Source organism: Lysinibacillus sp. FSL R7-0073 (genome assembly GCF_038009065.1).
Taxonomy (GTDB): Bacteria; Bacillota; Bacilli; order Bacillales_A; family Planococcaceae; genus Lysinibacillus; species Lysinibacillus fusiformis.
The window spans coordinates 4,020,678-4,045,144 of sequence record NZ_JBBPAS010000001.1 but is presented as its reverse complement, the minus strand read 5'-3'; the positions used below and the strand labels follow the sequence as shown (position 1 = coordinate 4,045,144).

At 40.1% G+C, this 24,467-nt stretch carries 19 protein-coding genes, 16 tRNA genes and 3 rRNA genes; 31 read left to right on the top strand and 7 right to left on the bottom strand.

Annotated elements, in window-relative coordinates; genetic code table 11:
* Positions 1 to 10: 10 nt before the first annotated feature.
* The 3 genes from MKY88_RS20395 to MKY88_RS20385 all read left to right on the top strand — a co-directional run bounded on the left by MKY88_RS20395 (position 11) and on the right by MKY88_RS20385 (position 3,827).
* Positions 11 to 829, top strand: coding sequence for an HAD family hydrolase (locus MKY88_RS20395; protein WP_340814570.1), 819 nt, complete (start codon positions 11 to 13; stop codon positions 827 to 829).
* 309 nt (positions 830 to 1,138) lie between these two features.
* Positions 1,139 to 2,770, top strand: a complete 1,632-nt coding sequence (locus MKY88_RS20390; protein ID WP_340814568.1) for a YceG family protein — start codon at positions 1,139 to 1,141, stop codon at positions 2,768 to 2,770.
* 22 nt (positions 2,771 to 2,792) lie between these two features.
* A complete protein-coding gene (locus MKY88_RS20385) occupies positions 2,793 to 3,827 on the top strand; it encodes a toxic anion resistance protein (RefSeq protein ID WP_340814566.1) in 1,035 nt (344 codons plus the stop codon).
* Positions 3,828 to 3,919: 92 nt separating this feature from the next.
* Here the strand turns inward: MKY88_RS20385 and MKY88_RS20380 are convergent, their stop codons facing one another.
* A complete protein-coding gene (locus MKY88_RS20380; protein WP_008173466.1) occupies positions 3,920 to 5,008 on the bottom strand; it encodes an FUSC family protein in 1,089 nt (362 codons plus the stop codon).
* A 135-nt stretch (positions 5,009 to 5,143) separates the two neighbouring features.
* Positions 5,144 to 6,430 carry a glutamate-1-semialdehyde 2,1-aminomutase gene (locus MKY88_RS20375; protein ID WP_069482654.1) on the bottom strand — a complete coding sequence of 429 codons (1,287 nt, stop codon included), beginning with the start codon at positions 6,428 to 6,430 and terminating at the stop codon, positions 5,144 to 5,146.
* Between the two features lie 130 nt (positions 6,431 to 6,560).
* Between MKY88_RS20375 and bcp the strand changes: the two genes are divergently transcribed.
* The 3 genes from bcp to perR all read left to right on the top strand — a co-directional run bounded on the left by bcp (position 6,561) and on the right by perR (position 8,540).
* Complete coding sequence (gene bcp / locus MKY88_RS20370; protein ID WP_036149673.1) at positions 6,561 to 7,037, top strand: thioredoxin-dependent thiol peroxidase; 477 nt, start codon at positions 6,561 to 6,563, stop codon at positions 7,035 to 7,037.
* Positions 7,034 to 7,978: a D-2-hydroxyacid dehydrogenase gene (locus MKY88_RS20365; RefSeq protein ID WP_340814562.1), complete on the top strand. Its 945-nt coding sequence runs from the start codon at positions 7,034 to 7,036 to the stop codon at positions 7,976 to 7,978. The genes bcp and MKY88_RS20365 overlap by 4 nt, the downstream gene beginning before the upstream one ends.
* A 118-nt stretch (positions 7,979 to 8,096) precedes the next feature.
* Complete coding sequence (perR, locus tag MKY88_RS20360) at positions 8,097 to 8,540, top strand: peroxide-responsive transcriptional repressor PerR (RefSeq protein ID WP_031416903.1); 444 nt, start codon at positions 8,097 to 8,099, stop codon at positions 8,538 to 8,540.
* A 21-nt stretch (positions 8,541 to 8,561) separates the two neighbouring features.
* Here the strand turns inward: perR and MKY88_RS20355 are convergent, their stop codons facing one another.
* Complete coding sequence (locus MKY88_RS20355; RefSeq protein ID WP_008173457.1) at positions 8,562 to 8,915, bottom strand: YgzB family protein; 354 nt, start codon at positions 8,913 to 8,915, stop codon at positions 8,562 to 8,564.
* Between the two features lie 146 nt (positions 8,916 to 9,061).
* On the opposite strand from MKY88_RS20355, the gene MKY88_RS20350 reads away from it, so the two are divergent.
* The 20 genes from MKY88_RS20350 to MKY88_RS20255 all read left to right on the top strand — a co-directional run bounded on the left by MKY88_RS20350 (position 9,062) and on the right by MKY88_RS20255 (position 16,826).
* Positions 9,062 to 9,949 carry a nucleotidyltransferase-like protein gene (locus MKY88_RS20350; RefSeq protein ID WP_025115858.1) on the top strand — a complete coding sequence of 296 codons (888 nt, stop codon included), beginning with the start codon at positions 9,062 to 9,064 and terminating at the stop codon, positions 9,947 to 9,949.
* 347 nt (positions 9,950 to 10,296) lie between these two features.
* A 16S ribosomal RNA gene (locus MKY88_RS20345) occupies positions 10,297 to 11,848 on the top strand.
* Positions 11,849 to 12,157: 309 nt separating this feature from the next.
* Positions 12,158 to 15,085: ribosomal RNA gene (locus MKY88_RS20340) — 23S ribosomal RNA — on the top strand.
* A 118-nt stretch (positions 15,086 to 15,203) separates the two neighbouring features.
* Positions 15,204 to 15,319: ribosomal RNA gene (gene rrf / locus MKY88_RS20335) — 5S ribosomal RNA — on the top strand.
* Together the 16S, 23S and 5S rRNA genes with 16 tRNA genes alongside form the textbook arrangement of a ribosomal RNA operon.
* A gap of 16 nt (positions 15,320 to 15,335) precedes the next feature.
* A tRNA-Asn gene (locus MKY88_RS20330) sits at positions 15,336 to 15,412 on the top strand.
* Positions 15,413 to 15,417: 5 nt separating this feature from the next.
* A tRNA-Ser gene (locus MKY88_RS20325) sits at positions 15,418 to 15,509 on the top strand.
* 23 nt (positions 15,510 to 15,532) lie between these two features.
* Positions 15,533 to 15,607, top strand: a tRNA-Glu gene (locus tag MKY88_RS20320).
* Between the two features lie 19 nt (positions 15,608 to 15,626).
* Positions 15,627 to 15,702, top strand: a tRNA-Val gene (locus tag MKY88_RS20315).
* A 26-nt stretch (positions 15,703 to 15,728) separates the two neighbouring features.
* Positions 15,729 to 15,803 (top strand) — tRNA-Met (locus tag MKY88_RS20310).
* A 3-nt stretch (positions 15,804 to 15,806) separates the two neighbouring features.
* Positions 15,807 to 15,882: transfer RNA gene (locus MKY88_RS20305), tRNA-Asp, on the top strand.
* A gap of 14 nt (positions 15,883 to 15,896) precedes the next feature.
* Positions 15,897 to 15,969 (top strand) — tRNA-Phe (locus MKY88_RS20300).
* Positions 15,970 to 15,979: 10 nt separating this feature from the next.
* Positions 15,980 to 16,055, top strand: a tRNA-Thr gene (locus MKY88_RS20295).
* Between the two features lie 9 nt (positions 16,056 to 16,064).
* Positions 16,065 to 16,148 (top strand) — tRNA-Tyr (locus MKY88_RS20290).
* 25 nt (positions 16,149 to 16,173) lie between these two features.
* A tRNA-Trp gene (locus MKY88_RS20285) sits at positions 16,174 to 16,247 on the top strand.
* A 12-nt stretch (positions 16,248 to 16,259) separates the two neighbouring features.
* Positions 16,260 to 16,335, top strand: a tRNA-His gene (locus MKY88_RS20280).
* Positions 16,336 to 16,379: 44 nt separating this feature from the next.
* Positions 16,380 to 16,455, top strand: a tRNA-His gene (locus tag MKY88_RS20275).
* Positions 16,456 to 16,459: 4 nt separating this feature from the next.
* Positions 16,460 to 16,534: transfer RNA gene (locus tag MKY88_RS20270), tRNA-Gln, on the top strand.
* Positions 16,535 to 16,541: 7 nt separating this feature from the next.
* Positions 16,542 to 16,616, top strand: a tRNA-Gly gene (locus tag MKY88_RS20265).
* A gap of 8 nt (positions 16,617 to 16,624) precedes the next feature.
* A tRNA-Cys gene (locus tag MKY88_RS20260) sits at positions 16,625 to 16,698 on the top strand.
* A gap of 47 nt (positions 16,699 to 16,745) precedes the next feature.
* Positions 16,746 to 16,826 (top strand) — tRNA-Leu (locus MKY88_RS20255).
* A gap of 540 nt (positions 16,827 to 17,366) precedes the next feature.
* Here the strand turns inward: MKY88_RS20255 and MKY88_RS20250 are convergent.
* A complete protein-coding gene (locus MKY88_RS20250) occupies positions 17,367 to 18,188 on the bottom strand; it encodes a DUF2785 domain-containing protein (protein WP_328201415.1) in 822 nt (273 codons plus the stop codon).
* Positions 18,189 to 18,579: 391 nt separating this feature from the next.
* On the opposite strand from MKY88_RS20250, the gene MKY88_RS20245 reads away from it, so the two are divergent.
* The 4 genes from MKY88_RS20245 to MKY88_RS20230 all read left to right on the top strand — a co-directional run bounded on the left by MKY88_RS20245 (position 18,580) and on the right by MKY88_RS20230 (position 21,760).
* Positions 18,580 to 18,930 carry a hypothetical protein gene (locus tag MKY88_RS20245; RefSeq protein ID WP_340814561.1) on the top strand — a complete coding sequence of 117 codons (351 nt, stop codon included), beginning with the start codon at positions 18,580 to 18,582 and terminating at the stop codon, positions 18,928 to 18,930.
* A gap of 174 nt (positions 18,931 to 19,104) precedes the next feature.
* A complete protein-coding gene (locus MKY88_RS20240; RefSeq protein ID WP_328201410.1) occupies positions 19,105 to 19,905 on the top strand; it encodes a phosphotransferase family protein in 801 nt (266 codons plus the stop codon).
* Between the two features lie 146 nt (positions 19,906 to 20,051).
* Entirely contained in the window at positions 20,052 to 21,083 is a 1,032-nt protein-coding gene (locus tag MKY88_RS20235; RefSeq protein ID WP_258270438.1) for an ABC transporter permease, read from the top strand.
* 2 nt (positions 21,084 to 21,085) lie between these two features.
* A complete protein-coding gene (locus MKY88_RS20230; protein WP_258270437.1) occupies positions 21,086 to 21,760 on the top strand; it encodes an ABC transporter ATP-binding protein in 675 nt (224 codons plus the stop codon).
* 40 nt (positions 21,761 to 21,800) lie between these two features.
* On the opposite strand, the gene MKY88_RS20225 is transcribed toward MKY88_RS20230, so the two are convergent.
* From MKY88_RS20225 to MKY88_RS20215, 3 genes are read right to left on the bottom strand one after another with little or no spacing between them, the layout of a single operon-like run.
* The gene (locus tag MKY88_RS20225; RefSeq protein WP_258270436.1) at positions 21,801 to 22,610 is read right to left on the bottom strand and encodes an SDR family NAD(P)-dependent oxidoreductase; all 810 of its coding nucleotides are present in this window, start codon (positions 22,608 to 22,610) and stop codon (positions 21,801 to 21,803) included.
* A 1-nt stretch (position 22,611) separates the two neighbouring features.
* Positions 22,612 to 23,313 carry an SGNH/GDSL hydrolase family protein gene (locus MKY88_RS20220; RefSeq protein WP_328201406.1) on the bottom strand — a complete coding sequence of 234 codons (702 nt, stop codon included), beginning with the start codon at positions 23,311 to 23,313 and terminating at the stop codon, positions 22,612 to 22,614.
* A complete protein-coding gene (locus MKY88_RS20215; RefSeq protein WP_328201405.1) occupies positions 23,314 to 23,910 on the bottom strand; it encodes a TetR family transcriptional regulator C-terminal domain-containing protein in 597 nt (198 codons plus the stop codon).
* Between the two features lie 174 nt (positions 23,911 to 24,084).
* On the opposite strand from MKY88_RS20215, the gene MKY88_RS20210 reads away from it, so the two are divergent.
* On the top strand, positions 24,085 to 24,402 hold the full coding sequence (locus MKY88_RS20210) for a VOC family protein (RefSeq protein WP_340814557.1): 318 nt from the start codon (positions 24,085 to 24,087) through the stop codon (positions 24,400 to 24,402).
* The last annotated feature ends 65 nt before the right edge of the window (positions 24,403 to 24,467 follow it).

Genomic DNA, 24,467 nt, shown 5'->3' with positions numbered 1-24,467 from the left:
GGAGCCCAAAATGATATTATTCACATCAGATTTAGATAGAACATTGATTTATTCTAAACGTATGATGGAAATGTTTCCGCCTATTTCAGATAAAGTGGTCGTTGAACAGAAGGCTAATGAAACGATGAGCATGATGACAAAAGAAACGGCTATTTTATTGCAACAAGTGCATCAGCAAACACAATTTGTCCCTGTTACAACCAGAGCGTTACATCAATATAAAAGAATTCATTTTATAAATGACTTGAACCCTGCTTTTGCAATTACGAGTAATGGGGGTACAATATTAGAGAAGGGTCAGCCATACGACAAATGGACGAAAACATTAGCTAGACGTATTGAAGATTCTTCAATTCCGCAAGAGGATATGTCACAACTATTTCAAACCATCAAATCGGATACTTGGCTACAACGTTCCTTCTATATAGACGATCTTTTTTATGTCCATCATGTAAATTTGGATGTATTACAGCAGGATGATTTACATGCCATTGTTCAAGAATTTGATGCCCATGGTTGGTGCGTTTTTCTACAAGGAAAAAAATTATATTTCATGCCAAAGGTTTTGACCAAGGAAGCTGCAATAGAATATATGATGGAGTTTTGTACATACGATGTGCATATAGCAGCAGGCGATTCTATGATGGATTATGGAATGCTGATGATGGCTGATGTAGCTTTTACACCAAACCACGGTGATTTAAAGGATAAACAGCCGAAAATACTACTTAATACAACATACTCGCCGTATGAGGGGGAAGCATTTACCAAACATTTGCTTCAGACTGTTTTACAGCATGCAACACAACAAGATTTTTCGCTATCATAGGATAGAATTATTGGATGACAAACGAAATTTTTCATAAAGTACATCCACATTTGTTAGCATAAAATCAAGTTATTATGACGGCAATCATTTTAGTTTTTTTACAGGAGTTTTACTTAGTAAGGGTGGAATTAACTCCATGAAAGTGGAATTCATATTTTACCATTTTGCATTTTGGGGATACTAGGTTGGATTTATTTGGGTATACCTTTTCAACAATAATAAGGAAAATAATATTAATTTCATTTATATACCCGTTGAATTTTGCTTAAGGATATACTGAGGATGATTTTTTTAGGAGGTGGCGTTTGTATGCAAACAATCACAATTAAATCAATAGTCGAGCGTAATCCAGATGATTGGCTACAGGCGTTTCAAGATTCACCAAAGAATCGTGCATTTTATGAGGAAACACCGCAACAAATAAGTTTTAGCCGTATTGCTCTACGTGTTTTAGGAGTACCAATTGAGGAAGATGAGTATTTTAATTCATTATATACTTTATCTCAAAACCAAAATATTCATATTTTAAGTGAAGAATTAAATAAGCATATTGAACAGAAAGACTTTCAAGCTATACAACATATTTTATCGCAGCATCAGCAAACACCTAAAGGGCTTACTATTAATCGTTTAGTTGCGATGATGTATGGGTATCAACTGATTCCCAAACATGATGACAGCATTATGAATCGACATTTACAGCTAACGACTATTAAGGTTATAGAATTATTTCAACATCAACAATCGCTAGGCTTACTTTCCAATGAATTTCGCCGTTTTTTAATTGATCTGGTGAAGTGGTTAAAAAACCATTGGATTCAATGGGCTAAAGCTCTGAAGCCTACTGATGATTTTCCTAAAGTTGTTTGGTATGGAGAAGCCACTGTTAGTCAGCGATATTTTCTTTTACTGCTAATGGAACTGGGCTGTGACGTATTAATATTTCATCCAGCAAAAGTCGATGAGTTTGCTGAGTTAGATCCTACTGATGCGTTTTCCGTCAGCTATTCCTATACGAGCCAAACAACATTACAGCCATTTCCTGACAAGCCTCGTGATCGTCAGGCAACTGTAGGGTATCGTTCTAGTCAGCACTTTGAACAATTAATGCATGACCAGCAATCAGGAGTCTATAGACCGTGGCAATTTAAAGACTTTATGCCACGCTCATTAACTTTGCGTATGACATATGATGATATTTTTATTTACGCGAAGGAAAAAGCATTAGTACGACCGCAATTTGATATCAATGGAAATGAAGTAGTGATCCCTGTCATCTTTGCTAAAATCAGTGGAGTCTCAAGCCAGCGTGAGGAATATTGGCACTTAATGCATCAGTTATTAATAAACCCACAAACTATCTTCGTGCAGGAATTCCCTTTTACAAAAACGAGCAAGGCCAACTTTCATTTTCATTATAAACATTGCTTAGTAAATGGTGAACTTTCAGTAGAACGTATTATACAAAGTGATTGGTGGCAGTATGGTGAATTATCGTTGGAGCTACAGCAAGCCATTGCGCATACGATCAAAACATCTTGTGAGCAACCAATGTTAAAACAACAGCCAAATGAGACTTTATATGATTTACAGTTATTTTTATTTAAGCAGTTAACAATGATTCCTCAAGAGATCCTAAGATTATTGCAAAGCTTCGACTATTCACAAGAGATACCGAAGATTGTTTTGTATCAAGCGCCACAGCAACCTGTCTTATCGCGTGAAGATATTGCCTTACTAGCGTTTTTAAATAGGTTCGGTATGGATATCGTTTTTTATAATCCAACAGGTCAATTAGATTTAGAAAAGCACCTGCAAGAGGACACTTATGATGTACATCGTTTAGAGCATATGTTATTTGACTTGCCCTATGAAGAACCACAGCAACAAAAAACGGCACCGGATAAAATTATTAAAAAGCTCTTTAATCGCTTTTTCTGATGATAGGAAGGAGGCGGCGACCATGTCAAACATCCCAATGATGCTTGAGCAGCTGACACAAGAAACAGCAGATGCCGTCAAACAACAATTACGAGAGCATGTAGAGGTACAACAAATTGCTCATCAGATTGATATAAAAAATCAGCTAGAGCTAATGGAGTTGGGAAAAGAACCAGCTACCAAATTAGCAAAATTTGCAGATCAAATTTTAGATATAGTGACCCAATCTGCTACTTTTGAATCCAATGCATTATTTAAACAGCTCGAGGCCATAATGCTGACCTTTGATAAAAAAGATTTTACTGAGCAAAAGGGTTTCCTCAAGAAACTATTTACACGTAAATCCAAAAGTGAAGATGATGTATATACGAAATACAATGTGCTCGGTAGAGATATTGAGAAAATTCATTACCAATTTGTACTGATGGAAGAGGAATTAGCGAAGGATAATCGATTACTTGCTCGATTATACAAGGAAGATTTGATGTTTTACCTTGACTTAGAAAAATATATCGTAGCAGCTGATATGAAATTACATGAGGTGCAAACCACATTAATTCCTATGTATGAGAAACAGGGTGAGGCAGGTAATCAGGTAGCCAAAATGGAGCTTAATCGTTTACAGGCAATTGCTGAAATACTTCAACAAAAAATAGATGAATTAGAAAAATCACGAATGGTTGCCATTTTAACAGCTCCACAAATTGAGATGCTACGTCATGGAAATAGTGAGTTGATGGAACAGATTAATGGCGCATTTGTTAAAACCATTCCTGTTTTTAAAATGGGGCTGATGAATGCTGTGAATGAAAGACGTCAACAATTACAAAATCAATCAGCATCAGCCTTTGAAAATCGAGTGAAGCAATTTGGAGAAGCTAGCAATGAAGCGGTTCACCTAAGCACAGCTCTTGCTCAGCAAGCGGATACAACACAGACGCTAGAAGAAATGTGGGATACCATTGTTACCGGTATTGCTAATTATCAGCATTTACGGAATGAACAGACAGGTAAACGTAAGCAAGCAGAGCAGCAATTGCTTGCGTTCCGTTTTTAATTTTACCTCTAAGTAGAATTTTACTTAGAGGTTTTTTCGTGTAGTAAAAAGCGACAGATTCATTGTGCATTAATCTGTCGCTTACGTGGTTGCTAGATAAATTCTTCTTCAAATTCTACATTAATTTCATGGCCGTGGTAGCTTTGGTATGAAACGATCAGTGTATCTAAATGCTCTAAATTTTCCTCGTAATCTAAAATTCTCGATAAAATATAGAGTAAGTGATAGCTAGAAAATTCCGTATCGCCTTCTTCGCGAGCAAAGTTTACTTGCTTGATGAAAATTTCCATTAGTTCATTGCGTTGAACATAGTCGATGCTTTTACTCCACTCAGAATGCTCAGGCTTTAATTTCCCTGTATATTTTAAGAGCAATTGTTCGTGATACGTTAATAAGGAATCAAGCCGTTCTTGAATCATTAAGTGAAATTGCGTAGGTAGCTTAGCTAATTCGTTTTCGTGATTATGCAATCGTTGTAACAATTCTAAACTTTTTTTGGAAGTTAAAATCATTTGACGATAGACGACCAATTTACGTGCTTTTACATACTTTTTATTTTTGAAGTAATTACGCTCCTCTTTGTATAAATCATACAGCGTATCCACTCGTAACATACGGCTTTTAAATTTACTTAATGCACCCTTTGTGGATGTATGCTCAGAAGCCTGGCGTACCGCAAGTCGTGTCCAACGAATAATATCATCCTGCAAAATATAAATTTTGCGGAATAGTTTGATCTCATATTTCGGTGGTAAGAAAACAAGATTAACGACAAATGCTGCTAACACGCCAACTAATATAGTAACAAAGCGTATTAAACCAAATGTTAAAAAGTCTTCTCCTTGGAACTCCATAATGGCCACAACTGACACCAGCGCTAACGAAAGAGATTTTTCTAGTTTAAATTTCAACATTAAACCAATAGCTATGATGACGGCTATGCCAATGGCAACCACATGATGGCCAAAAAGCAAGCCGAAAAAGACGGCAATGGTTGCACCTATAATATTTGCTTGAACTTGCTCTACAATGGTTTGATAAGAGCGATAAATAGAAGGCTGAATCGCAAAAATAGCTGCAATTCCAGCAAAAACAGGTGAAGGTAGTTTTAATAACTCTGCAATAAACAGGGCAAATACGATAGCGACACCAGTTTTAAATACGCGGGCACCTAATTTCATAAAGATGTCCTTTCTGTCTAATATTTTTTAGCTTCTTTACATTATAGAAGGAAGTGCTCATAAAATACATAGATTTGTATGCAGGAATAAGAAAAAGGCGACTTATGATAGAAAGTCGCCTTCGTATGTTCATTATTATAATTGTGAAAATGCGTAATTCACAGCTTTAATCGTTTCAAGAATATCTGCTTCTGTATGTTCTGTAGTTAAGAACCATGCTTCATATTTAGAAGGAGCTAGATTAACGCCTTGCTCAAGCATTAGTTTAAAGAAGCGGCCAAAAATTTCACCGTTAGAGTTTTCGGCTTGCTCATAGTTTTCTACTTTCACATCTGTAAAGTAAATTGTCAGCGCGCCTTTAAGACGATTTAACGTGATTGTCACTCCATGCTCTTTAGCTGCAGCTAAAATTCCTTCTTCTAAAATCCCACCTAACCGATCCATTTCATCGTAAATGCCTGGTGTTTGCAGGACTTCTAAGCATGCAATACCTGCTTGCATAGATGCTGGATTTCCGGCCATCGTTCCGGCTTGGTAAGCTGGGCCTAGTGGTGCGACTGTATCCATAATTTCTTTACGACCACCATATGCACCAATTGGTAAACCGCCACCAATAACTTTACCAAGTGCTGTTAGATCAGGTGTTAGACCAAGTAAGTTTTGGGCACCACCGTAGTGGAAGCGGAAAGCCGTGATAACTTCATCGTAAATTGTTAAGGCTCCTTTTTCTTCGGCTGTAGCGTGTACTAATTCAAGGAAGCCAGGATTCGGTTCAACAATACCGAAGTTTCCTACGATTGGTTCAATTAAAATAGCTGCAATTTCATCGCCCCATTTATTCATTGCTTCTGTAAAAGCTTCAGGGTTATTGAAAGGTACCGTAATAACTTCTTCAGCTGTAGAAGTCGTTACACCTGCTGAGTCTGGTGTTCCTAATGTAGCAGGACCTGAACCAGCAGCTACTAATACTAAATCGAAGTGACCATGGTAGCATCCGGCAAATTTCATTATTTTTGTACGTCCTGTATAGGCACGTGCAACACGAATAGTTGTCATAACAGCTTCTGTACCAGAGTTGTTAAAGCGTACTTTATCCATAGACGGAATGGCTTCTTTTAGCATTTTTGCAAAAGTAACCTCGTATTCAGTCGGCGTTCCAAACAATGTGCCGTTTTCAGCGGCATGTGTAATGGCCTTAGCAATGTGAGGGTGTCCATGGCCTGTTACGATAGGACCATATGCTGCAAGATAATCAATATAACGATTGCCATCTACATCCCAAAAATAAGCCCCTTTTCCTCGAACCATTGCCACAGGAGAACCACCGCCTACTGCTTTATATGAACGAGAAGGGCTATTTACACCACCAACGATATGTTGTAACGCCTCTGCGTGTACTGCTTCAGATTTTGCGTGATTCATAGTATTGCCTCCTAACTTTTTATACGTAATCTATTGTAGACCTATCAGTGTAAGAAATCCAAAGAAATTAAGGAATATGACTTGATTTGTTACTTGGAGTAAAATAGAACGTACAAGGGAGGAGATAGTTATGACTTTGCAAGAAGGACAGAAGGTGCCCGATTTTTCTCTTATAAATGAAAAGGGAGAGAGGGTACAGCTAACGGATTTTAAAGGACAGAATGTTATTTTATACTTTTACCCAAAAGATATGACACCGGGTTGCACAACGGAAGCATGTGATTTTCGAGATAAGTTTGAGGACTTTAGTCATTTAAACGCTGTTGTTCTGGGCGTTAGTCCAGATGATGCAAACAAACATACAAAATTTATTGATAAGCATGGCTTGCCTTTTTCTTTATTAGTAGATGAAGATCATGCTGTAGCGGAGGCATACGGTGTATGGGTCTTAAAGAAAATGTATGGACGTGAATTTATGGGTATTGAGCGTTCAACATTTTTAATTGATTCGGAGGGTAAGTTAATGAAAGCTTGGCGTAAAGTACGTGTGAAAAATCATATTGAAGAAGTTTATGCCTATTTAGCAGAACAGGAGGCGACAACATGAGAATCTATTTTACTTTTGAACCAAGACCAGATTTACGTGAACCATTATTAGCAGAGTTCCCACAAGTCGATTTTATATTTGAAAGCGGAATAACAAATGAAGAGCTTCAAAAAGCGGATGTATTAGTTACATATGGGGAGGATTTAACAACAGAGAGCATTCAACAGGCGACGAATTTAAAATGGATTTTTGTTGCATCAGCAGGTATTGAAAAAATGCCTACCCAAGCTATTATGGAACGGGGTATTTTAGTTTCTAATGTAAGAGGTATTCATAAAACACCTATGGCAGAATCAATGCTAGCCCATATCTTAGCCATTAAACGCGCTTTACCTTGGATGTATGAGCAACAAAAGAAAAGTGAATGGTCCAAAAAAGCCAAACAAACTGAATTGCGAGATAGTACAGCGCTTATTTTAGGTCCAGGCGCTATTGGCTCGGAAGTGGGTCGCTTATTACAAGCTTTTGGTGTCAAGACTATTGGCTGCAATCGTTCTGGAAATGAAGCGTCAAACATGGATAAGATGATTAGCTTTGGGCAATTAAAAGAAACTTTGCCGAGTGCGGATATTGTCATTTCTGTCCTGCCAAAAACACAAGAAACAACGCATTTATTAAATGAAGAACATTTTATTGCTATGAAGAGCAGTGCGATTTTCATGAATTTTGGCAGAGGGAATTTGGTTGATGAAAAGGTACTCATACAGGCGATTGAGGCTGGGGAAATTGGATATGCCGTTTTGGATGTATTCGAAGAAGAACCTCTGTCATCAAACAATCCACTATGGGCATTGCCAAATGTTATAGTATCACCACATGTCTCAAGCCATTCATCTCGTTATGTGGAACGAAGCTTAGAAATTTTCAAGCCAAGCTTAACAAAATGGCTAAAAGGTGACAGAGATTTAGAAAATGTCATGGAGCTATCGAGAGGATATTAAGAAAAAAACGATGAAATTAGAGGATTAGTATGTGTGATTGTTGACGAAGTAGCGCTAATTGGATACACTATTTATAACAATTATAAATTAATAATACTTATGGAAGAGGTGCATGACGATGTCTACAACGCATTTACAGGATGCACTGGACACGTTAAAAACAACTGGTGTACGTATTACTCCTCAGCGTCATGCTATTTTGGAATATCTAATTCAATCTATGGCACATCCTACTGCCGATGAAATTTATAAAGCACTTGAAGGGAAATTTCCTAATATGAGTGTAGCGACGGTCTATAATAACCTGCGAGTATTTCGTGAGGTTGGTCTTGTGAAAGAGCTTACTTATGGAGATGCTTCAAGTCGCTTTGATTTCGTGACAAATGATCATTACCATATGATTTGTGAATGCTGTGGCAAGATCGTCGATTTCCATTATCCTGGTCTCGATGAAATAGAGCATTTTGCATCACAGGTAACTGACTTTGATGTGCATTCGCATCGTTTAGAGATATACGGCACATGTCCATCATGTAAAGGTGTTACTGCTAAAGTACAATAAAAATCCTAGCTCTTTTACGGGCTAGGATTTTTTCGTTTTATGATTATAGGATTGGTCGAACTCTTTGCCTTCAAGAGTAGGATCAAGCGTTAATGGCTCATTACAATACATACACATATCAACTCTACCTAAAACTTTTGTATGCTTATGGCAATTTGGACACTCAACTTGAATTGCCCGTGTTGATAATAAACCTATCCAGGCATAGACAACTGTACTACCAATAATACATAAAACACCTAATGTCATGAAAATTAAAACTAATATTGGGCTATTTTTAAAGAATATACCTCCGTACATTACAATAAAACCAATAAAGATTAGTGCTAAAGCGAATGAACGAATTTTATTAATTTTACTTTTATAAGGTTTCATTTATCTTGCCTCCCAATCTAAAATCTACTATAACATATAAGGGCAAAGTATTTTAGCTTTGAGGTAAATCAAAGAAGGAATACTTTTAGAGTATGTCGAATTTTTAACGGAACAAGAGAAGCTATATGAATAAAGGGGGGCTGAACATGGAGCAAGTATTGCGTCCTATATACCAAGAACGTGCGAGTCAGTCAAATACATTAGGCGTTATTTTAGTAGAAAAGCGTGAGGAGCAAAGTAACGTTACAGATACATTTGATACTGTTTTATTAATTATTGTAAAAGAAGCAGAGCAGCCAGTCTTTTCAAAACATTACTTATATGAAGGAAATAAAGTCGCTCTACATACGGTTACGGAAAAATTAATACGAAAATGGCTCCTAATCGGTTCTAATAAGAAAGTAGTCGATTGGATTTTCTTTGGCAGAGTACTATTTGATCGAAATGAATTTCTGCATAAATTAAAAATAGAATTACAGGAATTTCCGTATAGTGGTCGTAAGATTAAAACGGGCATTCAATTCTCAAAGTTAATCCGTCGTTATTTGGAGGGGAAAGAATACTTTGATAAGGGCAGTTATTTGGATGCATATAATCATGTAGTCGATTCTTTACACCATTTGGGTCGTTTATCGATTATTGATAGTGGTTTATACCCTGAAGTAACTGTATGGGGACAAGTGAAAAAAATTGAACCAGCCATTTATAAGCTATACGAAGAGCTAGTGACAAGTAATGAGCCAATAGAAAAGCGCCTAGAACTTTTATTTTTAGCAAGTGAGTTTTTAATACATTCTCGTACACGAGATGGAGCACAACATATATTAGAAGTGATGCAAACAAAGGAAACCTGGTCTATTCAAGAGCTACATGACCATCATGAACTCATGAATTACTCAGTTGATTTAGAAGTGTTTGTCGAATACTTAGTGGATAAGGGGTATATTCATATAGAGCCAGTTACTGCGAAAAACGAGATGATCTTTCACCGCCATTATAAGGTCAATAAAGATGCTCTAGAAATCGGTCAATGACTGTAGTATGCTTGTAATCGAGGTATCTAAAAAATACCTCGATATTTTTTTAGAAAAGTAGTTGACGAATAACATATTGGTATTGTATTATATTAATTGTCGCTAAGACATAACGAATAACTCGATGAAAAACATAAAAAACTTTTTCAAAAAAGTGGTTGACATGTTTTGAACGAGATGTTAATATAAAGAAGTCGCTGAAAAACGACTTCGAAATGAACCTTGAAAACTGAACAAGCAAAACGTAATCAATAAAGTTTTTAATAGCTAGCCTAGCTAGTGAACGAAACAAAATTTTGGACATCAAAATTGATGCCAGCAAAACAATTTGAGCTAATCAAATTTCTTTTATGGAGAGTTTGATCCTGGCTCAGGACGAACGCTGGCGGCGTGCCTAATACATGCAAGTCGAGCGAACAGAGAAGGAGCTTGCTCCTTTGACGTTAGCGGCGGACGGGTGAGTAACACGTGGGCAACCTACCTTATAGTTTGGGATAACTCCGGGAAACCGGGGCTAATACCGAATAATCTGTTTCACCTCATGGTGAAACACTGAAAGACGGTTTCGGCTGTCGCTATAGGATGGGCCCGCGGCGCATTAGCTAGTTGGTGAGGTAACGGCTCACCAAGGCGACGATGCGTAGCCGACCTGAGAGGGTGATCGGCCACACTGGGACTGAGACACGGCCCAGACTCCTACGGGAGGCAGCAGTAGGGAATCTTCCACAATGGGCGAAAGCCTGATGGAGCAACGCCGCGTGAGTGAAGAAGGATTTCGGTTCGTAAAACTCTGTTGTAAGGGAAGAACAAGTACAGTAGTAACTGGCTGTACCTTGACGGTACCTTATTAGAAAGCCACGGCTAACTACGTGCCAGCAGCCGCGGTAATACGTAGGTGGCAAGCGTTGTCCGGAATTATTGGGCGTAAAGCGCGCGCAGGTGGTTTCTTAAGTCTGATGTGAAAGCCCACGGCTCAACCGTGGAGGGTCATTGGAAACTGGGAGACTTGAGTGCAGAAGAGGATAGTGGAATTCCAAGTGTAGCGGTGAAATGCGTAGAGATTTGGAGGAACACCAGTGGCGAAGGCGACTATCTGGTCTGTAACTGACACTGAGGCGCGAAAGCGTGGGGAGCAAACAGGATTAGATACCCTGGTAGTCCACGCCGTAAACGATGAGTGCTAAGTGTTAGGGGGTTTCCGCCCCTTAGTGCTGCAGCTAACGCATTAAGCACTCCGCCTGGGGAGTACGGTCGCAAGACTGAAACTCAAAGGAATTGACGGGGGCCCGCACAAGCGGTGGAGCATGTGGTTTAATTCGAAGCAACGCGAAGAACCTTACCAGGTCTTGACATCCCGTTGACCACTGTAGAGATATGGTTTCCCCTTCGGGGGCAACGGTGACAGGTGGTGCATGGTTGTCGTCAGCTCGTGTCGTGAGATGTTGGGTTAAGTCCCGCAACGAGCGCAACCCTTGATCTTAGTTGCCATCATTTAGTTGGGCACTCTAAGGTGACTGCCGGTGACAAACCGGAGGAAGGTGGGGATGACGTCAAATCATCATGCCCCTTATGACCTGGGCTACACACGTGCTACAATGGACGATACAAACGGTTGCCAACTCGCGAGAGGGAGCTAATCCGATAAAGTCGTTCTCAGTTCGGATTGTAGGCTGCAACTCGCCTACATGAAGCCGGAATCGCTAGTAATCGCGGATCAGCATGCCGCGGTGAATACGTTCCCGGGCCTTGTACACACCGCCCGTCACACCACGAGAGTTTGTAACACCCGAAGTCGGTGAGGTAACCTTTTGGAGCCAGCCGCCGAAGGTGGGATAGATGATTGGGGTGAAGTCGTAACAAGGTAGCCGTATCGGAAGGTGCGGCTGGATCACCTCCTTTCTAAGGATTTTTTTCGGAATACAAACCTAGGGTTTGTAAGATTACGTTTTGCGTTCAGTTTTGAAGGTTCATTCTTTCTGAATGAAATACTTCAAAACTTGTTCTTTGAAAACTGGATAAAACGACATTGAAATAGTAACAAACACATTTATTTTTTTAAGTTTTTTTATAGGCTTAATAACATTAAAAGGTTTCAAGACACGAGCAGTTCTAGGAAGCAATCGAGTAAATGAAGGAGCGTACTTCAGTACGTGACTGAATGAACGAGTGAAGCTGACAACGAAATGTGATGTGTATTGAAAGCTGATAGGTTAAGTTATTAAGGGCGCACGGCGAATGCCTTGGCACTAGGAGCCGAAGAAGGACGGCACTAACACCGATATGCTTCGGGGAGCTGTAAGTGAGCTTTGATCCGGAGATTTCCGAATGGGGGAACCCACTACGTTTAATCGCGTAGTATCTTGACGTGAATACATAGCGTCTTGAAGGCAGACCCAGGGAACTGAAACATCTAAGTACCTGGAGGAAGAGAAAGAAAAATCGATTCCCTGAGTAGCGGCGAGCGAAACGGGAAGAGCCCAAACCAAGAGGCTTGCCTCTTGGGGTTGTAGGACACTCAATACGGAGTTACAAAAGAGCGAGTTAGATGAAGCGACTTGGAAAGGTCCGCCAGAGCAGGTAAAAGCCCTGTAGTCGAAAGTTCGTTCTCTCCTGAGTGGATCCTGAGTACGGCGGAACACGTGAAATTCCGTCGGAATCCGGGAGGACCATCTCCCAAGGCTAAATACTACCTAGTGACCGATAGTGAACCAGTACCGTGAGGGAAAGGTGAAAAGCACCCCGGAAGGGGAGTGAAAGAGATCCTGAAACCGTGTGCCTACAAGTAGTTAGAGCCCGTTAATGGGTGATAGCGTGCCTTTTGTAGAATGAACCGGCGAGTTACGATTACGTGCGAGGTTAAGCTTTAGAAGGCGGAGCCGCAGCGAAAGCGAGTCTGAATAGGGCGAAATAGTACGTGGTCGTAGACCCGAAACCAGGTGATCTACCCATGTCCAGGGTGAAGGTAAGGTAACACTTACTGGAGGCCCGAACCCACGCACGTTGAAAAGTGCGGGGATGAGGTGTGGGTAGCGGAGAAATTCCAATCGAACTTGGAGATAGCTGGTTCTCTCCGAAATAGCTTTAGGGCTAGCCTCGTGATGAGAATACTGGAGGTAGAGCACTGTTTGGACTAGGGGGCCATCCCGGTTTACCGAATTCAGACAAACTCCGAATGCCAGATATTTATACACGGGAGTCAGACTGCGAGTGATAAGATCCGTAGTCAAAAGGGAAACAGCCCAGACCACCAGCTAAGGTCCCAAAGTAATCGTTAAGTGGAAAAGGATGTGGCGTTGCACAGACAACCAGGATGTTGGCTTAGAAGCAGCCATCATTTAAAGAGTGCGTAATAGCTCACTGGTCGAGTGACGCTGCGCCGAAAATGTATCGGGGCTAAACGATTCACCGAAGCTGTGGATTGACATCTACGATGTCAGTGGTAGGAGAGCGTTCTAAGTGCGTTGAAGTCAGACCGGAAGGACTGGTGGAGCGCTTAGAAGTGAGAATGCCGGTATGAGTAGCGAAAGACGGGTGAGAATCCCGTCCACCGTATGACTAAGGTTTCCTGAGGAAGGCTCGTCCGCTCAGGGTTAGTCGGGACCTAAGCCGAGGCCGATAGGCGTAGGCGATGGACAACAGGTTGATATTCCTGTACCACCTCCTCACCGTTTGAGAAATGGGGGGACGCAGTAGGATAGGGTAAGCGCGCTGTTGGTTATGCGCGTCCAAGCAGTAAGGCGTGTGTGTAGGCAAATCCGCACACTGTAACGTTGAGCTGTGATGGCGAGTCCGTATGGACGAAGTTCCTGATTTCACACTGCCAAGAAAAGCCTCTATCGAGGTGAGAGGTGCCCGTACCGCAAACCGACACAGGTAGTCGAGGAGAGAATCCTAAGGTGTGCGAGAGAACTCTCGTTAAGGAACTCGGCAAAATGACCCCGTAACTTCGGGAGAAGGGGTGCTCTTGAGCGTGCAAGCGCATGAGAGCCGCAGTGAATAGGCCCAGGCGACTGTTTAGCAAAAACACAGGTCTCTGCAAAACCGTAAGGTGACGTATAGGGGCTGACGCCTGCCCGGTGCTGGAAGGTTAAGAGGAGTGGTTAGCGCAAGCGAAGCTGCGAATTGAAGCCCCAGTAAACGGCGGCCGTAACTATAACGGTCCTAAGGTAGCGAAATTCCTTGTCGGGTAAGTTCCGACCCGCACGAAAGGCGTAACGATCTGGGCACTGTCTCAACGAGAGACTCGGTGAAATTATAGTACCTGTGAAGATGCAGGTTACCCGCGACAGGACGGAAAGACCCCGTGGAGCTTTACTGTAGCCTGATATTGAATTTTGGTACAACTTGTACAGGATAGGTAGGAGCCAGAGATCTCGGAGCGCCAGCTTCGAAGGAGGCGTCGGTGGGATACTACCCTGGTTGTATTGAAATTCTAACCCATGCCCCTTAGCGGGGCAGGAGACAGTGTCAGGCGGACAGTTTGACTGGGGCGGTCGCCTCCTAAAAGGTAACGGAGGCGCCCAAAGGTTCCCTCAGAATGGTTGGAAATCATTCGTAGAGTGTAAAGGCACAAGGGAGCTTGACTGCGAGACCTACAAGTCGAGCAGGGTCGAAAGACGGGCTTAGTGATCCGGTGGTTCCGCATGGAAGGGCCATCGCTCAACGGATAAAAGCTACCCCGGGGATAACAGGCTTATCTCCCCCAAGAGTCCACATCGACGGGGAGGTTTGGCACCTCGATGTCGGCTCATCGCATCCTGGGGCTGTAGTCGGTCCCAAGGGTTGGGCTGTTCGCCCATTAAAGCGGTACGCGAGCTGGGTTCAGAACGTCGTGAGACAGTTCGGTCCCTATCCGTCGTGGGCGTAGGAAATTTGAGAGGAGCTGTCCTTAGTACGAGAGGACCGGGATGGACACACCGCTGGTGTACCAGTTGTCTTGCCAAAGGCATCGCTGGGTAGCTATGTGTGGACGGGATAAGTGCTGAAAGCATCTAAGCATGAAGCCCCCCTCAAGATGAGATTTCCCATTACGCAAGTAAGTAAGATCCCTCAAAGACGATGAGGTAGATAGGTTCGAGGTGGAAGTGTGGTGACACATGGAGCTGACGAATACTAATCGATCGAGGACTTAACCAAAAAAGTTTGAAGCATTCAATGAAGCGTTTATCCAGTTTTGAAAGAACAAGAAAGTTTTTTAAAAAAACTTGCGTTTTATAACTACATATGTTATAATAAATCTTGTCTTTTAAATAAGTCTAGTGATGATGGCAAAGAGGTCACACCCGTTCCCATACCGAACACGGAAGTTAAGCTCTTTAGCGCCGATGGTAGTTGGGGGCTTCCCCCTGTGAGAGTAGGACGTCGCTAGGCTGTATATTAAAATTATTCCGAAGTAGCTCAGTTGGTAGTAGCACCTGACTGTTAATCAGGTTGTCGCAGGTTCGAGTCCTGCCTTCGGAGCCATTCTTGGAGAGTTGTCCGAGTGGCCGAAGGAGCACGATTGGAAATCGTGTAGGCGGTTAACACTGTCTCAAGGGTTCAAATCCCTTACTCTCCGCCAGCACTTTAATTATTCCAAACGAAGGCCCCTTGGTCAAGTGGTTAAGACACCGCCCTTTCACGGCGGTAACACGGGTTCGAATCCCGTAGGGGTCACCATTCATTTTTATACCCAGATGGAGGATTAGCTCAGCTGGGAGAGCATCTGCCTTACAAGCAGAGGGTCGGCGGTTCGAGCCCGTCATCCTCCACCATTTTTAAAAACAACATATATCATTATCGCGGGGTGGAGCAGTGGTAGCTCGTCGGGCTCATAACCCGAAGGTCGTTGGTTCAAATCCAGCCCCCGCAACCAAATGGTCCCGTGGTGTAGCGGTTAACATGCCTGCCTGTCACGCAGGAGATCGCCGGTTCGATCCCGGTCGGGACCGCCATTTTTATAGTATATGGGTCAGTAGCTCAGTTGGTAGAGCATTAGATTGAAGCTCTAAGTGTCGGCGGTTCGATTCCGTCCTGACCCATCATTTTTTTGCCGGTGTAGCTCAGTTGGTAGAGCAACTGACTTGTAATCAGTAGGTCGTGGGTTCGACTCCTATCGCCGGCACCATGTATTCCCGGAGGGGTAGCGAAGTGGCTAAACGCGGCGGACTGTAAATCCGCTCCTTAGGGTTCGGCGGTTCGAATCCGTCCCCCTCCACCAGTTTTCTTTTTTTTATTTTGAAAATAGGGGCATAGTTCAACGGTAGAATAGAGGTCTCCAAAACCTTTGGTGTGGGTTCGATTCCTACTGCCCCTGCCAATTTATTTTATGGCGATTGTGGCGAAGTGGTTAACGCACCGGATTGTGGTTCCGGCATTCGTGGGTTCGATTCCCATCAGTCGCCCCATTCAAGTATAAAGTAAATTTTATAATAATAACTATAATATCATGGCGATTGTGGCGAAGTGGTTAACGCACCGGATTGTGGTTCCGGCATTCGTGGGTTCGATTCCCATCAGTCGCCCCATAGTTGGGGTATAGCCAAGCGGTAAGGCAACGGATTTTGATTCCGTCATGCCTAGGTTCGAATCCTAGTACCCCAGCCATTTTTTTGCGGAAGTAGTTCAGTGGTAGAACACCACCTTGCCAAGGTGGGGGTCGCGAGTTCGAACCTCGTCTTCCGCTCCAAGTATGATGGCGGCATAGCCAAGTGGTAAGGCACAGGTCTGCAACACCTTTATCACCGGTTCAAATCCGGTTGCCGCCTCCATATTTTAACTGCTAATCGGTTTATCCGATTTTTTTTATCTCCATTATGCCGGTGTGGCGGAATTGGCAGACGCGCACGACTCAAAATCGTGTTCCTTTGGAGTGTCGGTTCGACCCCGACCACCGGTATCATCACGTACATATACGTCACGATTAATAAATTTAGAAAGCTCACAAACCTTGATAATAGAGGATTTGTGAGCTTTTTGTTTTTGGGGTTACGATAGAAAACGGTAAGAATCGAAACCATTTTATAGAAATTTTACATACAGACAGGTTCATTTTACAGAAGTTTTTACACAAGCTGCGATCAGTGATTAAGGGAACCAAAACAGAAAAGACCATGTTTATTTTTGAACTGACCCCTTCGGATTAGACAAAACAAAAAAGCATCTTCAATTGAATTTAGGGTAATGTATCCTAACATCTATTGGAGGTGCTTATTTTTTGGGGGACGAGAGTGAGTTATCCGCACCTCGTAATTATTGTAGGTTTGCATACGTTTGTTTCAAAGATAATTTTAACCCTCAACGTTCCTTTGACGCCATGTAGAACGGTGATCCATCTGAATCCCCGCACATCAAATTTTCTGTGAAAAGAGTGAAGTAAAAATGACTACTGAGAGCTCTTGTTTGCCTGTTACCACATTTTTAGCCTCATTTTTAAAAATTAGGAATAGTATACTTTTTCTACTTTATATAATGTATGCTCGATAGTAGAGCAGAGAACGGCATCCACTTTGTAAAATTTAACTCGAAAGTATAAACTTTTCAAAAAGTTCTTTATATTATTTTTTTGTTTAAAGGCAGGGAGAAATTCTGAATTTTTCTCCACATCACCAAAACTTTGAATCCAATGCTCTACATAAGTCTGACTAAGTATTTTTCTATTTAAAACACTAATTATGGATTTTACCATTCTCTCATCTTCCCCATCGGAGTAAATTCGATCTGTTATGGTCATCTTTTCATAAACCAAATCAAGGATAGTTAAGAGGTCATTTTTATCCAGTTCGGAACATTGAGCCAAATCTTCTAAAGCATCTGCTGCATGGGCTATAGCATGAGCCCAGCCTTTTTCTTCGTCATACCCACGGTAATCTCGTTCTTCTTGTACATTGTAAAATACTTTTTCTTTTATCTGATGAATTTGCTCTCTTGAGAGAAATGGTGATTCTCTATGCCTCGTGAAGAGGAGCGGTATGACTAGCATGGAGAAAGATCGAGTGAAGACAGAGTCTGAATTTGTTTCACCAAGCTTAAAAAGCAAATGGTTTTTATCCAAAACAATCGGTAGAAGTTGTTCTAGTTCGTTTGCTGTTAGAGAATTATTAGGAATCCAATGTGATAAGGTTGTATAAATTAGTTCATCACGTAGTTGGGCATCCAACGAACCGATGTTATTTATCATTTCTAGTGTCAACTGGAATGTATCGGGGGGTGCTTGGTATCCATTTTCTTTTATTAATATCAACTTTTCTTTTAAATTCATTTTACACGCTCCTACTAGAAAATTTCTGAACTACTTTTTTCAAGGACTTCTACTGTTTTCTTCCGTACCGCTCTTCCCTTACTATAAGGGACAGATAGAATCAGAGACAATCCGGAATAGCAGAAAGGAATAAATTATGTCCAAGCGGTTTATTTCCTGATAAAATCCATAAAATTCCCCCTCCTTGTATTTTATACGTAAACTTGCTATCTAAAAAACTTCTCCACACGATTTTAGGATAAAGAATCCAAATAATAATTTTTAGAATTTCACTTGTAAGTTACTGGTTGTTTAGTTACCATTTGTATATTAAATTAAATTAATCTAAAGCGCAATAACTAATAGCACTAGTATTAAAGGGGTATAAATCTTTTCAGAAGGAGTGATCATAATGAAAACAATATATATTTATCCAAAATTAGCAATAGGGTTTAGGGGATTTGCCACAGGTTTAGATAGAGAAGGATTCTTCTTCAAGAAAAGGTCAGCGAGATTAAAAAAAAGTATAGAAATTTCATTGAAAGAGAATCATTTGAGTTCTTTTAACGTAGAAGTTACTCATGGATTTGAATCTCCAGAGGAATTATTAGAAAAAGATGGCGTTTTGGTTTTAATTTCTCCATACTTAAAAAGTTTACTCGGTCACATTGATTTTTCGAAAAGTGGATACTATCTTTTATCAGAGACGGAATATAATTCTGAAAATATCAGCAACATCATAAAGTATATAAAAACACTATAAACGTATAAAACGGACAAGATTAAAAGAAAACTATTGAAATGCTAAAGTTAATTAGGCTAGCGATTGGACATACAAAGTTAACTAAAAAATTTTGAAATAAAACAAGAATCTTTCTATTAGCATTCTTATTTTTTATGACAATATTTGTTCTAACTTTTAAACTAGGTGGTGATCATGTTGAAGCCGATACAGCTTATAGAATTACCTAAAGAAATACTCGATTATGTTGGTGGAGTTACCCACATTTCTTTTCCAAGACAGGGGCATACATCGGATGTTGGAATCCTTTTTTCTGAAAGAGGCACTTTCGCTTTAAAGAGAACCAAAGGAAAGCAATATGGCTCATGGTTAAAGAAAGAAGTGACTGTCCTAAAATATCTATCTAATTCTACTTTACCTGTCCCCCGTTTATATTGTTTTGTTGAACAACCATCAGACGATCAGGCATGGGCATTGATGGAATATATAGAAGGTAGCACGATTAGACAGGCGTTAGAGAATGAAACTAAAGAGGAAAACAGGCATGCAATCATCTTTCATTATGGAAAGGTGCTTGCAGCAATTCATTCGACGCCATGCCCACATGAAATAAAGGAGGGTACAATTGCAGTTTGGATCGATGATATGTTAGGTCAGGCAGAGTTTAATCTTAAAAATTTTGAGGTGGATGGTACTTCAGAGTTGTTAGATGACTTAAAAAGAAATAAACCAGAACCTATTCAGCAAACATTTATACACGGTGATTTCACAATCGATAATGTTCTCGTTCATAATCAGAAAATATCGGGTATTATTGATTGGAGTGGTGGAGCATTCGGTGATCCACGATACGATTTTGCGCTAGCTGTACGACCTAAGCCACATGCCTTTGAAACTGAAAGAGACAGGCAGTTTTTTTATGAAGGGTATGGGAGAAAGTTAATTAATCAAAACGAGTTCAATTACTTTAAAAATGGATTATATGAGTTTTTTTAGATGAAGATCTAAACCGTTCTGTAGGATAAATTACTTTCCTTCAGAGCGGTTTATTTGTTTTCCCCTACATTTTTAACGATTAGTTCATACTCTGTTCATGTAACAATTTTAAGCTAAGGATAATCAAAGAAATGGAGGGGTTAAGGATGAATCTTGCCTGGAAAGAAATGAAGAAAAATAAAATACGGTTTTTAATCTTGGGCTCCATCATCTTCCTAGTTAGTTTTTTAACGTTTATTATTTCAGGTTTGGCAAATGGCTTGTCGCAGGATAATGCAGCTTTAATAAAAGACTTACCTCATGGGCAATTTTACATGACGGAGGATGCAGATGGGACGTTTAATCTTTCGAGAATCTCTAGCGATCTACAACAGGAAGTCATGACTGAGGAGAAGGAGGCAGTTGCCTTTTCTATTCAAATGGGCTTTTTAAGTGATCAGGATGATAAACAGCAAAGTGTGGCCTTTGTCACGTCGACGGAATCAACACTATTTAGAAATGTACGACATGGTGAGGTGCTGTTAGACAGCTCGCTACAGGATAAAGGAATTAAGGTTGGAGATATATTAACGAACAATCAATATAGTGGAGAGTTTATAGTGAAAGGCTTTGTGGAGCAAAAAAAATATAGCCATGCCCCTGTTGCTTATATAAGTAAAGAGGCTTATCAGGAAATGTATCGGGTAAAGGATATGCAATTAATTTTCGTTCCCCAAAATACGGCTAAGGAATTTGAGGGGCTACAGTCTTATAGCAATAAAGAATTTCTGAATGCTATCCCGAGTTACAGTGCGGAACAGATGTCTTTAAATATGATAATTTGGTTTTTAGTTGTCATTAGTGGTATGCTATTTGCTATTTTCTTCTATATGATGAATGTACAAAAGATTGGATTATATGGAATTCTTAAGGCGATTGGATTAAAAACAAGTAGGTTATTTAACATGATCTGGACACAGATGGTGATTATTACTGCCATTTCATTAGTATTATCAGTCAGCCTTAGTCAATTATTCAATATAGTTGCGCCAAAGGAGATGCCATTTACGTTAAACCTAGGTACAACAATACAACTATCGTTAGTGTTCCTTGTCATTGGTTTTGTGGGAGCTACACTGTCAGGTCTACAAATTAAAAAAATCGAACCGTTACAAGCAATACACCAAGGGGAGGCTTAGTCATGACGTTATTTACGATTGATGAAGTAAGAAAAACGTTTAAAAATGGTGATGTCGAAGAGGAAATTTTAAAAGGCATTAATTTATCCCTAAAAGAAGGAGAAATTACAGCATTGGTAGGTGCATCTGGTTCAGGGAAAAGCACGCTATTAACTATAGCTGCTGGACTACAACCAGCAACAGATGGACAAATCCTTTTTGAGGGACATAATTTAACGGCTATGAACGAAGAACAGGTACGAGGGCTGCGTGCAAGTAAATTTGGCTTTGTTTTTCAGTTTGCACATCTTGTACCTTTTCTTACCGTAGCGGAGCAGCTGCTATTAATGTTGGATGTTGCTGGGTCGCCACTGAAGAAACATGAAAAAAAGCATGAAGTAAATCGTTTATTACAGTTAGTTGGGTTAGCTCATCGTCAACATGCTTATCCTTCTTCCTTGTCGGGTGGAGAAAAGCAACGTGTAGCGATTGCTCGTGCCATTATTCATCAACCGAAAGTATTGTTTGCAGATGAGCCAACAGCAAGTTTAGATTCACAGCGCTCTAAAGAAATTATGTTGTTGTTAAGAACATTAACAAAAACTTTAAATATAACAACATTATTAGTGACGCATGACGAAGAAATGTTGGGTTATACAGATCGTATTATTAAAATGAGCGATGGTGTCGTATTATAAAATAGGCAAGGCTCCCACTAGTAGGGAGCCTTGTGTAACGTTAGGTTAAACGTGCATTACGACTCACTTTACAAACCATTCTCATTAACGCTTTGTGTAGAAAAGGAAAAATAGTAAAAATAACATCCATTGTTTTGCGCATGGGCATTGGACAAATGATAGGCTTATTTTGATGAACACCTTCTATAGCCATTTTTGCAATTCGCTGAGGTGAGATCATTTTTTGCTGCTTTAATTGTTTGGTGATAATTGATTTATCCATATGAATCGCCTTGGCGTTATCGAAAATGGGTGTATCCACAAACGTTGGACATAAGGTACTCACCTTAATCCCAAATTCCTCAGCCTCATAGTGTAGGGAGGTTGTTAGTCCTATAACAGCATGTTTGGTAGTAGCGTAGGCAGTAGAAAAAGGAGAGGGTCCTAACCCTGCAGCAGAGGAGGTATTGACGATATGTCCAAAACCTTGTTTTTTCATAAGCGGATAGCCTATTTGAGTACCATAAATGACACCCCATAAATTAATATCCATAATTTCCTTCCAATCCTCAATAGTCGTTTCACCCATCTCCCCATACATAGCAATACCAGCATTATTAAACAGATAATCTATACGGTGAAATTCTTCAAATACATCATGAATGACAGATGCTACACTTTTGTAATTGGTTACATTTAGAGGTACAAATTTTGTATGGACAGCATCTTTATTTAACTCTGCTTCTAACATACGACCCTCATGTTCTTGAATATCAGCAATAATGACAAAAATATGGCGAGCAATTAATTCTTGGCAAATAGCCTTTCCTATCCCTGATACACCACCTGTAACAACAGCAATCTTTCTCATCTTAGGACCTCCCGATTGTGTCTCCTTCTTCTCCATAAAGTTCAATGATAGAGCTATATTGCTGTGCCACTATATGAGCACCTTTACTATTTAAATGAACGCCATCCAAAGTTACATGTAGCCCTCTTTTTTGAGATAATTTATCGATACGAAAAGGATTTTTGTAAAATAAAACATCTAGTAGAACTCTCATTACATTCGTATTAACAAAGCCTGAGCACTCCAAATGTTCTAAATGCTCTTTAAAGAGATTTTGCATATTCACAAAATAAATGTTGCCGGACTTCAATGCAATGGACTCCATAACGGACGTTAGCTCTTTTATTTCTTTGTTGGAGTGATTTTGAAGATCTTCTCCTACTAATGCTGGAGATACTAACACTACATTTTTAGAAGCGACATGTGCTTTCTCTAATACTTTTAGGCAGTACTCTTCGAATTCAATATGATCCTTCGCCACTGGTTGTGCTTGCACCTTTAATAATTTTGAATAGACGTCATTGACGCCTATCCAAAGAATAAGGAGATCATAGGAAGATCGGAGTGGTGCTTTTTCCAAGCGAGTAAATAAACTTTTAATCGTCTCGCCTGGATTTCCAAGATTATCGAATGAAATATGAGGATATTGAAGTTTCAATAGATTATAAAATGAAACGCCTGGACGACCTTCTGTTAAGCTATCACCTATTAAACAAACTTTCATTTAAATCCCACCTTTTTTAATTTCTTTTAAGAAAATCGTTATTGCCTGTTGAAAGAGTGGTTCCAATGATTTCAAGTTTTGAGTATTGGTCAGCTGACATAATCCACCTAGCCATGTGCCAAGTAAGACGGTCCATGTATCTACATTGCCATGAACAAATTCATTTTGGTCGATGCCCTCTTGAAGAATTGCGCGATAAGCATTCATTGGTGTAATAGCTAAATTGAATAACTGCTGTATAGAATCGGGGCTTGATTTAGGGTTAGATGCCAGTTCTTGTCCTGATTTTAGTAAAGGTGTTTGATACTCATAGAGGACATGCATGGCCATACCATATAATTTATCTGTTGATGTGGTGTATGAAGATTCTTGTTGCAACCATTTGTCATGCCAATTTTTCATCGATTGCTGCGCTAAAATCACAAATAACTTTTCTTTATTTTCGAAATGATAATAAATATGTCCTTTGCTATAACCAGAGGCTTTCGAAATATCACCAACAGATGTCTGATTATAGCCATGTTGAGAAAATAATTGGATGGCATGTTTGATAATTTCAATCTTTGCCTTGTCACTGTCATAGCGTCTTTTATTCAATGTTGTACTCCTTTAATGATTTGAACAATCGTTCTAATTTAATTATACATAATTTTCTAGCTAATTAAATAGTTAAATTTTTTATTCTAAATACTGTCAAATTTCTAAAGTTGGAAGGGAAATCCAATTAATTGTTGAATTATTTGTTATGCAAAAATAAAAAGGGGGATATGTATGGGAAGAGTAATTGGTTTTGAATTAAATAGTCAGGAACCGGAGAAAGCGGCAGCTTTTTATAGCAAAGTGTTTGGCTGGGAGGTAGCGGCCCCGAATTGGGATTATTGGCCAGTGAAAACTGGGCAAAAAAGCAAAATTGGGGTTAATGGTGGCATTAGTAAAGGTCCGAGTGACTATGTACACGAATTCAAATTGAAGTGGATGCAATTGACGAAGTTGTCGAACAGGCAACAAGCAACGGGGCTACTATTTTGCGTGAGAAAATGGAGGTTGATGGCTTTTATCTTGCTTATTTGGTGGATCCGACTGGTCTAGGAATCGGATTAATTCAACATAAAAATAACGCATAAAGTCTCTTTCAGTAGAGTCTTTTTTCATTT